Source organism: Vescimonas sanitatis, assembly GCF_049060325.1.
GTDB lineage: Bacteria > Bacillota > Clostridia > Oscillospirales > Oscillospiraceae > Vescimonas > Vescimonas sanitatis.
Genome location: NZ_JBMGPW010000005.1, coordinates 24,263 through 38,829, shown reverse-complemented (window position 1 = coordinate 38,829; position 14,567 = coordinate 24,263). Strand labels below are relative to the sequence as shown.

General features: G+C 63.2%; 15 protein-coding genes and 1 other annotated feature. Of the genes, 8 read left to right on the top strand and 7 right to left on the bottom strand.

Annotation, left to right across the window (positions count from 1 at the left end; genetic code table 11):
- On the top strand, nucleotides 1-933 hold the full coding sequence (gene lgt, locus ACOMDU_RS07350; protein ID WP_421129748.1) for a prolipoprotein diacylglyceryl transferase: 933 nt from the start codon (nucleotides 1-3) through the stop codon (nucleotides 931-933).
- Nucleotides 934-1,057: 124 nt separating this feature from the next.
- On the opposite strand, the gene ACOMDU_RS07345 is transcribed toward lgt, so the two are convergent.
- The 5 genes from ACOMDU_RS07345 to ACOMDU_RS07325 all read right to left on the bottom strand — a co-directional run bounded on the left by ACOMDU_RS07345 (nucleotide 1,058) and on the right by ACOMDU_RS07325 (nucleotide 6,598).
- Nucleotides 1,058-2,296 (bottom strand): C40 family peptidase, encoded by a 1,239-nt coding sequence (locus ACOMDU_RS07345; RefSeq protein WP_421129747.1) that lies wholly within the window; start codon nucleotides 2,294-2,296, stop codon nucleotides 1,058-1,060.
- 3 nt (nucleotides 2,297-2,299) lie between these two features.
- Entirely contained in the window at nucleotides 2,300-2,599 is a 300-nt protein-coding gene (locus tag ACOMDU_RS07340; protein ID WP_022136205.1) for a hypothetical protein, read from the bottom strand.
- Nucleotides 2,600-2,750: 151 nt separating this feature from the next.
- Nucleotides 2,751-2,996, bottom strand: coding sequence for an IreB family regulatory phosphoprotein (locus ACOMDU_RS07335; RefSeq protein WP_022136206.1), 246 nt, complete (start codon nucleotides 2,994-2,996; stop codon nucleotides 2,751-2,753).
- A 107-nt stretch (nucleotides 2,997-3,103) separates the two neighbouring features.
- A complete protein-coding gene (pheT, locus tag ACOMDU_RS07330) occupies nucleotides 3,104-5,542 on the bottom strand; it encodes a phenylalanine--tRNA ligase subunit beta (RefSeq protein WP_421129746.1) in 2,439 nt (812 codons plus the stop codon).
- 18 nt (nucleotides 5,543-5,560) lie between these two features.
- The gene (locus tag ACOMDU_RS07325; protein ID WP_421129745.1) at nucleotides 5,561-6,598 is read right to left on the bottom strand and encodes a phenylalanine--tRNA ligase subunit alpha; all 1,038 of its coding nucleotides are present in this window, start codon (nucleotides 6,596-6,598) and stop codon (nucleotides 5,561-5,563) included.
- A gap of 70 nt (nucleotides 6,599-6,668) precedes the next feature.
- Nucleotides 6,669-6,880: a binding site (T-box leader), on the bottom strand.
- Between the two features lie 131 nt (nucleotides 6,881-7,011).
- Here ACOMDU_RS07325 and ACOMDU_RS07320 point away from each other — a divergent pair.
- From ACOMDU_RS07320 to nrdR, 6 genes are all read left to right on the top strand, one after another.
- Nucleotides 7,012-7,866, top strand: coding sequence for an NAD(P)H-hydrate dehydratase (locus tag ACOMDU_RS07320; RefSeq protein WP_421129744.1), 855 nt, complete (start codon nucleotides 7,012-7,014; stop codon nucleotides 7,864-7,866).
- A 35-nt stretch (nucleotides 7,867-7,901) separates the two neighbouring features.
- Nucleotides 7,902-8,480: a hypothetical protein gene (locus ACOMDU_RS07315; RefSeq protein ID WP_022136210.1), complete on the top strand. Its 579-nt coding sequence runs from the start codon at nucleotides 7,902-7,904 to the stop codon at nucleotides 8,478-8,480.
- A gap of 2 nt (nucleotides 8,481-8,482) precedes the next feature.
- The gene (alr, locus tag ACOMDU_RS07310; protein ID WP_421129743.1) at nucleotides 8,483-9,652 is read left to right on the top strand and encodes an alanine racemase; all 1,170 of its coding nucleotides are present in this window, start codon (nucleotides 8,483-8,485) and stop codon (nucleotides 9,650-9,652) included.
- Between the two features lie 159 nt (nucleotides 9,653-9,811).
- Entirely contained in the window at nucleotides 9,812-10,177 is a 366-nt protein-coding gene (locus ACOMDU_RS07305; RefSeq protein WP_022136212.1) for a type II toxin-antitoxin system PemK/MazF family toxin, read from the top strand.
- Nucleotides 10,178-10,256: 79 nt separating this feature from the next.
- Nucleotides 10,257-10,712: a hypothetical protein gene (locus ACOMDU_RS07300; protein WP_421129742.1), complete on the top strand. Its 456-nt coding sequence runs from the start codon at nucleotides 10,257-10,259 to the stop codon at nucleotides 10,710-10,712.
- Nucleotides 10,713-10,812: 100 nt separating this feature from the next.
- Complete coding sequence (nrdR, locus tag ACOMDU_RS07295; RefSeq protein WP_022136214.1) at nucleotides 10,813-11,268, top strand: transcriptional regulator NrdR; 456 nt, start codon at nucleotides 10,813-10,815, stop codon at nucleotides 11,266-11,268.
- Between the two features lie 3 nt (nucleotides 11,269-11,271).
- Here the strand turns inward: nrdR and ACOMDU_RS07290 are convergent, their stop codons facing one another.
- The gene (locus ACOMDU_RS07290; protein ID WP_421129741.1) at nucleotides 11,272-11,646 is read right to left on the bottom strand and encodes a DUF4363 family protein; all 375 of its coding nucleotides are present in this window, start codon (nucleotides 11,644-11,646) and stop codon (nucleotides 11,272-11,274) included.
- Nucleotides 11,643-12,326, bottom strand: coding sequence for a DUF421 domain-containing protein (locus tag ACOMDU_RS07285; RefSeq protein WP_421129740.1), 684 nt, complete (start codon nucleotides 12,324-12,326; stop codon nucleotides 11,643-11,645). The genes ACOMDU_RS07290 and ACOMDU_RS07285 overlap by 4 nt, the downstream gene beginning before the upstream one ends.
- Nucleotides 12,327-12,724: 398 nt before the next feature.
- On the opposite strand from ACOMDU_RS07285, the gene glmS reads away from it, so the two are divergent.
- Entirely contained in the window at nucleotides 12,725-14,560 is a 1,836-nt protein-coding gene (gene glmS / locus ACOMDU_RS07280; RefSeq protein ID WP_421129739.1) for a glutamine--fructose-6-phosphate transaminase (isomerizing), read from the top strand.
- The last annotated feature ends 7 nt before the right edge of the window (nucleotides 14,561-14,567 follow it).

Genomic DNA, 14,567 nt, shown 5'->3' with positions numbered 1-14,567 from the left:
ATGAACGTGAGGATCATGGCGGACAGCCCCATCCGGTTTCCGGGGCTTTTCGGGGACTGGGCCTTTACCGGCTCGTCCGTAGCCTTCCATATCGGAGGAAAGGCCATTTATTGGTACGGAATCATCATCGCGCTGGGCGTGCTGCTGGCGCTGTGGTTCTGCATGAAGCAGAAGGAAAAGTACGGAATCACCGAGGATAACTTGATGGACGGTGTGCTGTGGGGCATTCCTCTGGCTATCGTGGGGGCGCGGCTGTACTATGTGCTGTTTTATCTGGACCGGTTCAAAAAAGCGGATGGTTCCTTTGACTGGGCGGAGTCCGTGGCTATATGGGACGGCGGGCTGGCTATCTACGGCGGCGTGATCGCGGCGGTGCTGGTGTGCTTCGTGCTCAGCAAAAAGCGGGGCTTCAAGCTGGGGGCGCTGACCGACCTGATCGTGATGGGGCTGCTGATCGGGCAGGCCATCGGGCGCTGGGGCAACTTCATGAACCGGGAGGCCTTCGGCGCGGAGACGACGCTGCCGTGGCGGATGCAGCTGACCACCACCGCGGGGACGCTGGTGGAGGTGCATCCTACGTTCCTGTACGAGAGCCTGTGGAACGTAGTGGGGCTGCTGCTGATCGTCTTTATCGTGGCGAAGGGACGCCGCTTCGACGGCGAGAACACCTGGTTCTACTTCCTGTGGTACGGTATCGGACGGTTCTGGGTCGAGGGGCTGCGGACCGACAGCCTGTACCTGTTCAACTGGACCATCGGCGGCGATCCCATCCGCGTCAGCCAGGCGCTGAGCCTGGTGATGGTGCTGGTGTCGGCGTTCATGCTGCTGTACAACATCAAGCTGCATCCCCACAAGCCGGAGGAGCTGTATGTGAATATCGCCGCGGCGCAGAAGGCGGCAGAGGGCGAAGGCGCGGACGGCAGCGCGGAGTGACGCGATGCGGCTTCGGCGCGGTGTACAGGTCCATTGCAGAACACCATATGCAGCCCGCTTTCGGAACGGGCGGCGCTGTAAAAAAAGAACACCCACGGCTTCAGCCGTGGGTGTTTTGTCTGCATCAGTGCCGCCGCGCGGTGAGGTAGTGGTTGTTGTAGTACGTCTCGGACAGGGAGGTGATCACCACGCAGTGCCCGTTGTAGTAGGAGGACGAGGCGTGGATGAACTGGTCGCCGCCGATATAGATGCCCACATGGGAGGCGGTATAGCCGTAGTCCTGGAAGAATACCAGATCGCCGGGCTGCAGATCGCTGCGGGAGACCTCGGTGCCGTAGCTGAGCTGGCTGGTGGCGCCGTGGGGCAGCTTGATGCCCACCTGGGCGAAGACATACATGGTGAAGCCGGAGCAGTCGAAGCCGCTGGCAGAGGAACCGCCGTAGACGTAGGGCACGCCCAGATACTGCTGGGCGATGGAGACGATGCTGCTGCCGGAGGCGGAGGCGGCCGGCGTTGCCGGGGTCTCGGCAGGTGCTTCAGCGGGAGACCCTTCGGTCGTTGTATTCTCGGCGGGCTTGTCCGCCGTGCCGGTCAGGGCGGAGGTGGGGCAGATCAGCACGTACTGCGAGGCCACATAGCCGCTGATGCCGTTGTAGGTAACGGCGAACCAGCCGCCGGACTCAATGCCGGTGACGGCAATGACCGTGCCCTGAGATACGGTGCCCAGAGAGGTGCTGCCGCTTTTGGCGGCGGTGCGGATGTTCAGCACGTCCGCGGTGACACGTCCGGCGCCGTTAAGGCCGGAGGCGGTGTCGTAGCGGGTGACATACTGGGCAGCCACATAGCCGCGCTTGCCGTCGAAGGAGATACGGTACCAGTCACCCTCCTGGGCGGTGAGCTCGATAACGGTGCCCTTGTCCAGGGTCTTGAGGATGTCATAGCCGGTGCCCGCGCCGCTGCGCATACGGACGCCGGTGCCGGAGATCACGCCCAGTGCCTGAACGGCGGTGGAGACGGGCGCCTCGTCGGCCTCGGGCGTCTCCTGGGGCGGTTCTTCCTCGGCGGCCTGTGCGGCAGCAGCCTTGGCGGCGTCCTCGTTGTTGAGCAGGGCATCCTCGGCGGTCTCGCCGCCGGGATGGGCCGTCAGCGCCGCTGCGCCCAGCAGGCCGGAGAACAGTGCTGTCTCGGGAGAGGGCTCAGTGGTGTCGGTGGGCAGGGCGGAGACGGAGGCAATGGTCAGGGGCACGGCGGGGGCGGCGTCGGTCATGCTGGCGGCGGCACCGCCGAAGTTGACCACCGCGTCACCGCCGATGACCAACAGCGTGGCCAGAGCCACTGCTAATGCGGAAAAAATACGCTTCATGGCTTACAGCTTGCCGGCGAGGGCACGCTCCAGCCAGATGCAGCCCACATCCATGGCGGCATAGAGGCTGTCCTTCTCAGATTTCTTGACCACGCGGTCCCGGGACTTGAGGTCCGGGTCGGTCAGCTGAAGCTGGACGGATACACGCTTGGCCACGTCCATGTCCTGCTCCTTGACGGTGTCGAGAATCTGCAGGAGGACGATGTACTTGTCTGCCATGCTGCCGTAGTAGATGAAATTGTCTACGCGGCGCAGGGGGTGGTTCTTATAGACAAGCCCTTCGGGCTTTTTGTTTTCAGCCATGATGATACCTCCGAAAATTTTTGTAACCAAATTGTAACACATTTGAACGGGGCTGTCAACGCAGGCGCGGCAGGAAAAATATGGGACTTTGTGCCGCAAAGGAAAAAGGGGCTGCCGCGCTTCTGCACGGCAGCCCCTTACAGCGGTACGCTTACAGCTCCAGATAGCTCTTCACCAGGACCTGCAGCAGCTCGTCCCGGTCGATCTTGCAGATCAGGGACCGGGCGGAGTTGTGGTTGGTGATGTAGGTAGGATCCTCGGAGAGAATGTAGCCCACGATCTGATTGATGGGATCATAGCCCTTCTCCTTGAGTGATTCGTAGACGGAGGTGAGGATGTGGTGTACCTGCTGCTCCTTATCCTCTGCCGCGTTGAACTTACGGGTAAATTCGTCCATGTGGGCACCGCCTTTCTCATTTTCTCAATATCGCTTTTAGTATACGCTCTTTTCCCGGAACTGTAAAGGGGAAAAAGTGCGCGGTACAGGGGGAAATCTGCGCGGGATCAGCGGCGCAGCTCCGCACCGAAGCGCTTGGAGATCTTGTTGAGCACGCCGGAGGCGACCTCCTCGATCTCGGCGGAGGTCAGGGTCTTATCCTTGGAGCCGATGGCCAGGCGCAGCGTCAGGGACTTCTTGCCTGCCGGGACCTGCTTGCCGCGGTACTCATCTACGAAGGCCGCGCCGTGGAGCAGCTCACTCTTGATGCCGCGGACGGTCTGGGCCACGTCCTTCCACTGGACGGAACCATCCACCAGCAGGGAGATGTCGTAGTCGGTCATGGGATACTCGGCCAGGTGGGTGAAGGTGTTGGTGCGGGACTTCAGGGGGACCAAAGAGTCCTGATCCAGCTGGAAGAGCATTACGTTCATGTTCTTGATGCCGCAGGCCATGGAGACCTTCTTGGCCAGCAGGGCCAGGTCGCCTACCTTCTCGTCACCGCGGTAGATGTTCAGCCACACCACGTTGTCGGCCCACACGGGCTTCTCCGTCTGGCGGAAGGTCAGCGTCTCCATGTGGACGTACCGCGCCATCATCTCCACCACGCCCCTGGCCTTGCGGAACAGGGCGGTGATGTCCTTGTCGGTGGTGGCGAAGGCGCCCGCCACGTTCTTGCGCTGGGAGGGCAGCTTCTCGCGGGGATCGTAGGGGGAGGTGTAGTTCTCGTCGCGGAACACCTGCGCCGTCTCGAAAATGGAGAACTCGTTGAAGTAGCGCTCGTTCTTCACCACGGCCTTGCACAGGTTGGGCAGCAGGGAGGAGCGCACGAACCGCTCGGCGGGAGACGGCGGCGTGGACAGGGACAGAATGCCCTCTGTGCTCTGCAGCACCGCGTTGACGTAGGATTCCTCCATCCACGGATAGGTGAAGATCTCCTGCATGCCGCAGCGGATGGCCAGATACTCCTTGATGCGCCGTTCCAGATCCTTGTCCAGCTGGTTGATGGCACCGTCGAAGGTGGTGGTGATGGGCTCGGCCTCGAAGTTCTCGTAGCCGTACATCCGGGCGACCTCCTCCATGATGTCCGCCTGGATGGATACATCGCCGGTGGAACGCCAGGTGGGGACCACCACATGCATATTGTCGCCGTTGAAGGTGATGCTGTAGCCCAGCAGCTCCATTTTGTGCTTGATCTCATCCGGGGACAGGTGCTTGCCCAGCCGGCGTTCCAGCCAGCTGAGGGCCACGTCGATCTCCGCCGGCTTCAGGTGCTCGGGGTACTGGTCCACCAGGCCGGTGACCTTCATCTCCGGGTACAGCTGGGAGAACAGCTGCATGGACAGGTCGAAGGCCTGGTCGCAGCGCTCCGGGTCAATGGCCTTTTCATAACGGGCGGAGGCCTCGGTGCGGTTGTCATACCGCAGGGCGGTGCGGCGGATGCCCTTGGCGTCGAAGTTGGCGACCTCCAGGATGACCTTAGAGGTATCCGGCAGGATGGAGTCCTTGGCGCCGCCCATAACGCCCGCCAGACCCACCACGCCGGCGTCGTCTGCGATGACCAGATCGTCGGAGGACAGGGCCAGCTCCTTGCCGTTCAGCAGCAGGAGCTTTTCGCCCTCGCCGGCGCGGCGGACGATCACGTGGCCAGCGATGTGGTCGGAGTCAAATGCATGGGTGGGTTGGCCAGTGGCCAGCATAACGTAGTTGGTGATGTCCACCAGCGCGTTGATGGGACGCATGCCCACCTTCCAGATGCGGTTCTGCATCTGATAGGGGGCGGGCTTGACGTTCAGACCCTCGATCTGGGCAGAGAGGTAGCGGGGGCAGCGCTCAGCGTCCTCCACGGTGACGTGGAACCCGGCGGTGTTCTCCACGTTCCGGTCGAAGTGGGGGAACTGCGTCATGGGCAGGTCGTACAGCGCCGCGATCTCGCGGGCGATGCCGTAGTGTCCCCACAGGTCGGGACGGTTGGTCATGGACTTGTTGTCGATCTCCAGAATGATATCGTTCAGGTCCAGAGCGTCGGCCAAAGGGGTGCCGGCGGGGGCGTCAAAGTCACTGAGGTCCAGAATGTGGGCTTCCTCCTTGGTGGGGAACAGGTCGGCCAGGCCGATCTCCACCGCGCCGCAGATCATGCCGTAGCTGTCCACGCCGCGGAGCTTGCTTTTCTTGATCTCCACCAGGTCGCCCTCGCCGTGCCACTTGCACATGGCGCCGGGCAGGGCCACAGCTACTTTCATGCCCTCGCGGAGATTGCTGCCGCCGCAGACAATGTCCTCCACACGGCCGCCGATATCGGTCTTGCACACCTTCAGCTTGTCGGCGTTGGGGTGCTGCTCGATGGTGTTGATAACGCCCACCACCATGTCGTGGAAGGACGCGCCCAGATCGGTGGCGTCCTCCACCTCCACGGTGGACATGGTCAGGTCGTAGGCCAGCTTTTTCAGGTCGGCGTCAGCCGGCAGCTGGACGTAATCGCGGATCCAATTCAAAGATACTTTCATGTCGTGTACCCTCCCTTATCAGCGGAACTGTTCCAGGAAGCGCAGATCGGCGCTGTGGAACAGACGGACGTCATCCACGCCGTAGCGCATCATTACCAGGCGGTCCAGACCGATGTTGACGTAGAAGCCGGTGTATTCATTGGGGTCCAGGCCGGCGGCCTTCAGCACGTTGGGGTGAGGCGTGCCGCCGGGCATGACCTCGATCCAGCCCACGTGCTTGCACACACTGCAGCCCTTGCCGCCGCAGACCAGGCAGCCCATGTCGATCTCAAAGCCGGGCTCGACGAACGGGAAGAAGCCGGCGCGCATACGGACCGGAACGTCGCGGCCAAAGACCTTGCTGAGGATGCTCTTGATCATCACCTTGCCGGAGGCAAAGGTGAAGTCCTTGTCCACGATCAGCGCCTCGTACTGGAAGAAGGCACGCTCGTGCCGGGCGTCCGTCGTCTCGTTGCGGTACACCTTGCCGGGATACACGAAGCGGTAGGGGGCCTTGTGGGTCTGGAGATAGCGGACGGAGCCGCCGGTCAGGTGGGGCCGCAGGCACAGCTTGTCCCAGCATTCGCCCTTGTCATGGCCCGCCAGCCAATAGGTGTCCATGCTCTCGCGGGCGGGATGGTTGGGGGGGAAGTTCAGGTTGTCGAAGCCGTAGAGCTCGCTGGTGATGTCATCCTCCTCAAAGATCTCAAAGCCCATGGAACGGAAGGCGTCATTCAGGTCGTAGCACATCTGGGTGATGGGGTGCAGACCACCGCTGAGGGGCATGGTGCCGGGGACGGAGATGTCAAAGTCCGGGTCCACCTCGGAGGCCTTCATCTTCAGCTCGTCACGGCGCTCGTCCAGCAGGGCGGACAGCTGTCCTTTCACCAGGTTGACGGCCTTGCCCATCTCGGGTCGCAGGGATACATCCAGCTTGGGCAGCTCCTTCATCAGCTCGGTCAGGCTGCCCTGCTTGCCCAACAGCGCGGCCTTGATGTCCTGAAGCTCCGTCTCGGTGGCGACGGAGGCGATGCGCTGCTTGCCCTCGGCCAGCAGCTGTTCCAGTTTTTCTTTCATGTATTTGCTTCCTCCTCTTCAGAGTTGTTTAATGGGGTAAAGCGCAATAAAAAACACCTTTCATCCCATGTCTTGGGACGAAAGGCGAACTTCCGTGGTACCACCCAGCTTCGCGGACCTTGTCCGCGCACTCATTACCCGGTAACGGCGGGGCCCGGCCGCGCATTTCCTCGCGGCAGCTCCCGGGCGAACACTGCGGTACATCCCAAGTCGGCTTGCAGCCGGTGGCCGACTCTCTCTGCCGGATGCGTGGGCGCAGATCTTCCCGTTCACAGCTTTTTTGCTTGATGGATAACTTATACCACAACAAAGGGAAACTTGCAAGCACTTTTTTCGCGGCGCGATACGAAAAAAGCAGGTTTTGTAATTGACATATGTGCTATACTGTACAAAAAGGCACGGGGAGGTGCGCTATGCAGGTCATCGACAGGGCGTTTGTGCGGGGCCTTATGCCCGCCCGGGACCAGGGCGGACACAAAGGGACCTTCGGCAAGGTCTATCTGCTGGGCGGCAGCGTGGGGTACACCGGCGCGCCGGTGCTGTGTGCCGGCGGGGCGGTACACAGCGGCTGCGGGCTGGTGTTCCTGGGCGTGCCGGAGACGGTGTGGCCCATCGCGGCGGCCAGATGCCTGTGCGCTATGCCTCATCCGCTGGCGGAGCAGGACGGAAGGCTCTCCGCGGCTGCGGAGACGGAGATACGCCACCGTGCCGCCGTCTGCGATGCCGTGGCCGTGGGCTGCGGCCTGGGGCGGAGCGAGGGCAGCGATGCATTGGTGAACGCGCTGCTGACGCTGGAAAAGCCGCTGGTGTTGGACGCCGACGGCATAAACGCGCTGGCGGGGCATATAGATACATTGTCCTGCCGCCGGGGCCGTGTGACGGTGCTGACGCCCCACGACGGGGAACTGGCCCGCATCGGCGGCGACATGACCGCGCCCCGTGAGGCGGCGGCCGCCGCCTTTGCCGCCGATCACGGCGTGTACCTGATCCGCAAGGGCCATCGGACGGTGGCAGCCGCGCCGGACGGCCGTCTGGCGGTGAACACCACCGGGAACGACGGTATGGCCAAGGGCGGCAGCGGCGATGTGCTGACGGGTCTTTTGACCGGACTGCTGGCCCAGGGCATGGAACCATTTGACGCCTGCTGCGCGGCGGTGTGGATCCACGGCCGTGCCGGGGATATGGCGGCGGAGGAAAAGGGACGGCGGGGCATGACCCCGGCGGATATGATAGAGAAGCTGCCCTATGCGCTGAAAGAGGTGGAATGACCGGAAAGCCCTTCTGAAAAAAGGAGGGACGGACCATGCGAAAATGTGTGCTGCCGCTGTTGCTGTGTGCGGTGCTGCTGTGCGGCTGCGGCGGTGAGAAGAGTCTGACGGTGCAGGACCAGTACCGGACGGTGGTATCGGCGGACATGGAGGCGGAGGTGGTCAGCCGTACGGCCAGCGACGACCGCACCTTCACCCTGACGTGCCGGTATGACCGGGCGGGGCAGTCTGTCACCACGGTAACGGCGCCGGAGGCGCTGAAGGGCCTGACCGCCGTGCTGGCGGACGGACAGCTGTCGCTGAAGAGCCGTGACCAGCTGCTGCCGGCAGGGGATGCCACGGATATCTGCCCGGCCAACTGTCTGCCAGAGCTGCTGCGAACACTGGCGGAGGGCTATCTGAAGGAGCAGGGCACGGAGCCGTTGGAGGACACGCCATGCCTGCGCCTGACGCTGGAGACCACCGGGCAAAGCGGCGCGGCGGTGCTATGCAGCGTGTGGCTGGACGAGAGCAGCCTGATCCCGCGGTATGCGGAGTTTTCACAGAACGGAAATGTGGTGCTGACGGTGCGAATGATATCCTTTGCCTGCACCACGGGAGATACGGAGGCGTAACAATGGAATCGACACTGAGGAGAACATGGGCGGAGATCGACCTGGACGCGCTGGCGCACAACTATCGGACGCTGCGTGACCGGGTAGGCCCGGAGGTGAAGTTTCTGGGTGTGGTGAAGGCGGATGCCTACGGCCACGGGGCCGTACAGGTGAGCCGGACCCTGCAGGCGCTGGGCGCGGACTACCTGGCGGTGTCCAGCATAGACGAGGCGGCGGAGCTGCGGTGCAACGGCATCACCATGCCCATCCTGATCCTGGGCCACACGCCCCGTGAGCAGGTGGGACGGCTCATCGACCTGCACATTACCCAGGCGGTGTCCTGCCAGGCTAAGGCGCTGGAGTACAGCGAGGAGGCCGTGCGCTGCGGCGGCGAGCTGACGGTGCACATCAAGGTGGACACAGGTATGTCGCGGTTGGGATATCTGGTTTCCGGCAGGCATTTCGACACCGGCACGGCGGATATCTGCGCGGCCTGCGCCCTGCCGGGTCTGCGGGCGGAGGGCATCTTTACCCATTTTGCCGTGTCGGACGAGCCGGATACGGACAGCCGCGCCTATACGGAAAAGCAGCTGGCGCTGTTCCGCCGGGTCATCGACGCGGTGGAGGCAAAGCGCGGCCAGCGGTTCGCCATACGCCACTGTGCCAACTCCGGCGGCGTGGCGTCGTACCCGGAGACATATATGGACATGGTGCGTCCCGGCATTTTGCTGTACGGCTGCGGCGACCTGGCGGAGAAGCTGGGGCTGCACCCGGTGATGGCGCTCAAGACCACAGTGAGCACCATCAAGACCTATGAGCCGGGCACGGACGTCAGCTACGGGCGGCGGTTCACCACAGAGCGCGTCACGCGGATGGGCGTGGTGCCCTACGGCTACGCGGACGGCTTTCACCGGTGTCTGTCGGATCGGTGCGGCTTTATGACCGCGGAGGGTATGGCGCCTCAGCGGGGGCGGATCTGCATGGACATGAGCATGATCGACCTGACGGACCTGCCTGGTGTGCAGGTGGGCGACGAGGTGGAGGTGTTCGGCAAGCGGCAGCGGGTGGACGTGCTGGCGGCTGCCGCCGGGACCATCCCCTATGAGCTGACCTGCGCCGTCAGCCGGCGGGTACCACGGGTGTATTATAAGGACGGACGGGAAGTGGAAAAGGAGCTGCTGCTGCGGTTCTGAGGCTTCACATCGGCGCCGCGGCGCGCATAGGATAGACCGGGCGGGACAAAACGGAATTTACGGCGCTGCGGCGTATAAATCCGGCGGCTGCGTGGGACAATGGAAGTGACCTGGGGACATATCTCCCTCCGGTACTTCTTGCCTCGGAGTGTGAACTGTGTGGATACGACTGTCAGACGCGGCGACATTTACTATGCGGACCTCAGCCCCGTGGTGGGCAGCGAGCAGGGGGGCGTGCGCCCGGTGCTGATCGTACAGAACGATACCGGCAACCGGCACAGTCCCACCGTCATCGCCGCCGCCATCACGTCGCAGCTGGGGAAGGCGAAGCTGCCTACCCATATCGCGCTGGCGGCCCAGGGCAGCGGACTGCCGCGGGATTCCGTGATCCTGCTGGAGCAGATACGGACGCTGGATAAAAAGCGCCTGCGGGAGCGCATGGGCCGTGTGGACAGCGCAGTGATGGAAAAGGTGGACGCCGCCATTGCCGTCAGCTTCGGGCTGACGGGGAGCCATCTGGTGTGAACGGCGGCGATGACATGAGAAAACAGGCCTGTGCATAGTATGGCACAGGCCTGTTTTTTGTGAAAGGGGGCGGCGCGCCGTGGAATATCCGGTCTGTCTGGCGGATAGCTGCGTGGGGACGCTGTACGTGTGTCCGCGGGGAGAGGAGACGGAGCTGCGGGCGGTGTGCCGGGGAACGGAGAAGGGACTGTACCGGCTGTACGTGCAGGGCAACAGGGGCGAGGTGCTGCTGGGCGTCACCGAGGACGGCGGGCTGCGGCGCTGCTTTTCCCGGGAGCTGCTTGCTCCCGCCGGGGAATTGCGCCGCGGTGTGCTGCGGCTGTGCGGCGGCGAAGCGCCGGAACGGCGTGGGTTTCTCTCCCGACTGCCGGAGATGGCGCGGACGGCGCGGCAGGGGCGCTGTGTGCGGGCGCTGGTCCCGTGGCGGGAGGGGGAGCCCTTCCCGATCCCGGAGCTGTTCTGCTTTGCAAGCGTGGGGCAGGGACGGGTGACGTACCTCTTTGATGGCGAGGGCCGGCCCATTATGCCGAAATAACGGCGAAAATTTGAAAAAAGACTACCATATGTTGTGGATATATGCTATACTGTCTCTGACTATACGGCATCTGCCGTAGAGATAAGGAGGAGCAAGAGAGATGAGATGCCCCTATTGCGGTTATAAAGAGAGCAAGGTGGTGGATTCCCGCCCCGCCGACGAGGGCAGCAGTATCCGCCGCCGCCGGGAGTGTTTGCAGTGCGAAAAGCGCTTCACTACCTATGAGACGGTGGAGAGCCTGCCGATGGTGGTCATTAAGAAGGACGGTTCCCGCCAGAGCTTTGACAGAAGCAAGGTGCTGCGGGGCATCCAGCGCTCCTGCGAGAAGCGGCCGGTGCCCGTGGCGGACATGGAGCGCATGGCGCTGGAGATCGAGCAGGAGCTGCAAAACTCCCTGGAGCGCGAGGTCAGCACCGATGTCATCGGCGAGAAGGTCATGGAGAAGCTGAAAAAGGCCGACGAGGTGGCCTATGTCCGCTTTGCCTCCGTGTACCGGCAGTTCAAGGATATCAACACGTTCATGTCCGAGCTGAATAAGCTGCTGAGCGAGAAGTGACCGTCAGAAGATATTTTTGGGACTGAGCTGCTGCGTTTCGGCGATGAGCCGGAACTGGTGGCGCAGCTGGGCCATCACGGGGTACAGCTCTTCGGTGCTGCCCTGGGCAGACAGGGCCTTGGCCTGGGCCATCAGGGCCTCGGCCTCGTCCAGGTCCTCATGGGAGACGATGATGTGCATATAGCCTTGAACGTCCTGCCACAGGTCGTCCAAGGTGCCCAGCGCCGCCCCGCCGTCGCCGCCGGCATCCAGGTCGGCGGTGACTGTGTCCACCGCGGCAGTCCACTCGCCGCAGCGGTCCGTGACCCAGGCGGCGTTCCACAGGATGAAGAACAGCACGGCCAGCAGTACGAACAGGGGGATGCGGACGGCCCTCATCGCGCAGCCTCCTTCCGCAGACACACCACGGTGCCATGTTGGTCCACGGACAGCAAAAACACGTCCTGACTGCGGGCGATGCCCTGCCGGTGAAGCTCCTGCGCCAGCCAGCGGTCATCACGGCCCGCCTGCCGGAGGTTATCCGTCAGCACCCGGCCGTCGTTGATGAGGATGATGGGCAGGAATACGTTGTCCTGTACGTCCAGCCCCAGATGCTCCGGCGTGACCGGCTGGAGGGGACTGCGGGGCAGCACAGACAGCCGGCCGTTCGTCTCCAGCACGGCGTACTTTACGTCGCTCAGGTCGGTGATCCCCTGGCCCCGCAGCTGCTCGAACAGCTCGTCCAGCGTCAGTCGGTTGCGGCGCATGGTCTCCTGCCGCAGCTTGCCGTCCACGATCACCAGGGCCGGCTGGCCGCAGACCAGGTCCCGGAAGCGTACATTCCGCAGGCTGATGGCGCTGAACAGTGTGGACAGGGCGATCAGCGTGATGATGGGAATGACGCCGTTGAACAGCGGCAGGGCAAAGTCCTGCATGGGTACGGAGGCCAGGTCGGAGATCAGCAGCGTCAGCACCAGCTCGATGGGCTCCAGCTCGCCGATCTGCCGCTTGCCGCTGAGGCGCAGGCCCGCGATCAGCAGCAGATAGAGAATGACCGTGCGGAAAAAGGCAGTCGCCATGATCGTACACCCCTTCGGAAGTTGTATTCCGGAGCAGTATGCCCCGCGGCGGGGCAAATTATGTTGGTATACAGCGGCAAAGCCGCTTTGTATATGGCTCGCAGAACGGAAAGGAGGATCTCGGCACAGGCCGACATAAGCGCCAGCGCTCATACAGCCGACGGATGTTTCCCGCCGGCTTGTCGCTGCTCTTTTTGAAGGCGGCGGCGAACATGAGACGACGAGGCGGAGAGTGATCGAAGTATTCGGCGGATGCTCTCCCGTGCCGTCCGGGTGCGTACACAGTCAGCAAATATGCGGGTGACCGCAAAACAGAGAGGCTGTGACCGGATGTGAAGACAAATGATCTGCGCGTTTGTGCTTCCGACCTATTATATTGATCGGAGGATTTTATTTATATGTGTGGTATCGTAGGATACGTTGGACAGCAGCAGGCTGCGCCGCTGCTGCTGGATGGATTGTGCCGCCTGGAGTACCGGGGCTATGACTCCGCCGGTATCGCGGTCTGCAGCGGAGACACCCTTCAGGTACGCAAGACGCCGGGGCGTCTTGCGGCGCTGGAGACGCTGACCCACGGCGGGGCGGATCTGCCGGGGACAGTGGGCATCGGCCACACCCGGTGGGCTACTCACGGCGAGCCCAATCAGGTGAACGCCCATCCGCAGGTCAGCGGCGACGGAAAGTTCGCCGTGGTGCACAACGGGATCATCGAGAATTTCGCCCGGCTGAAGCAGGAGCTGATCCAGAAGGGCTGCACGTTCGTGTCCGAGACGGATACGGAGGTGGTGGCCCAGCTGTTGGCCTGGTATTACAGCCAGTGCGGCGATGTGTTCGAGGCGGTGAACCAGATGCTCTCCCGGGTGGAGGGCGCCTATGCGCTGGGTATCCTGTGCGCCGACACGCCGGACCGGATCATCGCCGCACGAAAGGACGCGCCGCTGCTGCTGGGCTGCGGCCGGGGGGAGAACTTCCTGGCCTCGGATGTGACGGCGCTGCTGCGGCACACCCGTGACGTGGTGTATATGGATGACGGCGAGCTGGCTGTCATCACGGCGGAGGGTATCCGTATCTACGACGAGCGCCGCCGGCCCATCGACAAGGAGCACCGTCACATCGACTGGGATGTGGACGCCGCGGAAAAGGGCGGTTACGACCACTTCATGCTCAAGGAGATCTATGAGCAGCCGGCGGCGGTGCGCCGCGCCATCACCGGACGCATCCGGGACGGCCGTGTGGTGCTCAGCGACCTGACTATGACGGACAGAGAGATCCGTGATATCGGCCGCATCTGCATCGTGGCCTGCGGGTCCAGCTACCATGTGGGCATGGTGGGCAAATACACCCTGGAACGGCTGCTGCGCCGCCCGGTGGAGGTCTGCCTGGCGTCAGAGTTCCGGTACAGCGACCCCCTGGTGGGCGAGGGCGATCTGATCATCGTCATCAGCCAGTCCGGTGAGACGCTGGACTCCATGGCCGCCCTGCGCGAGGCCAAAAAGCGCGGCGCCCGGGTGCTGTCCATCGTGAACGTGGTGGGCTCGTCCATCGCCCGGGAGAGCGACGACGTGCTCTACACCTGGGCCGGACCGGAGATCGCCGTGGCCACCACGAAAGCGTACAGCACCCAGATGGCGGTGCTGCACCTGCTGGGGCTGTATTTCGGCGATGTGCTGGGCACCGTGGATTATGAGACATACAGCGCTATGGTACGGGGGCTGGAGGCCCTGCCGGGGCAGATGGAGCAGGTGCTCTCCCATACGGAGGATATCCGCGCGGCCGCCAAATGGCTGGCGCAGGAGGAGGATGTGTTCTTCATCGGCCGGAATCTGGACTATGCATTGTCCCTGGAGGGGAGCCTGAAGCTGAAGGAGATCAGCTACATCCACTCGGAGGCCTATGCCTCCGGTGAGCTGAAGCACGGCACCATCTCTCTGATCCGCCAGGGAACGCCGGTGATCGCTGTGGCTGCCTATCTGCCGCTGCTGGATAAGGCGGTCAGCAATGTGGTGGAGGTACAGGCCCGCGGCGCGCGGGTGCTGGCCCTGACCACCGAGGCCGGGGCCGAGGCCCTGCACAAGCGGGTGGATACGGTGTTGACCGTGCCGGAGGCGGAGGCTATGCTCCTGCCGCAGCTGGGCGTGATCCCGCTGCAACTGCTGTCCTACTACACAGCGCTGGAGCGCGGCTGCGACATTGATAAGCCGCGTAATCTGGCAAAGAGCGTCACTGTGGAATGACCGCTGG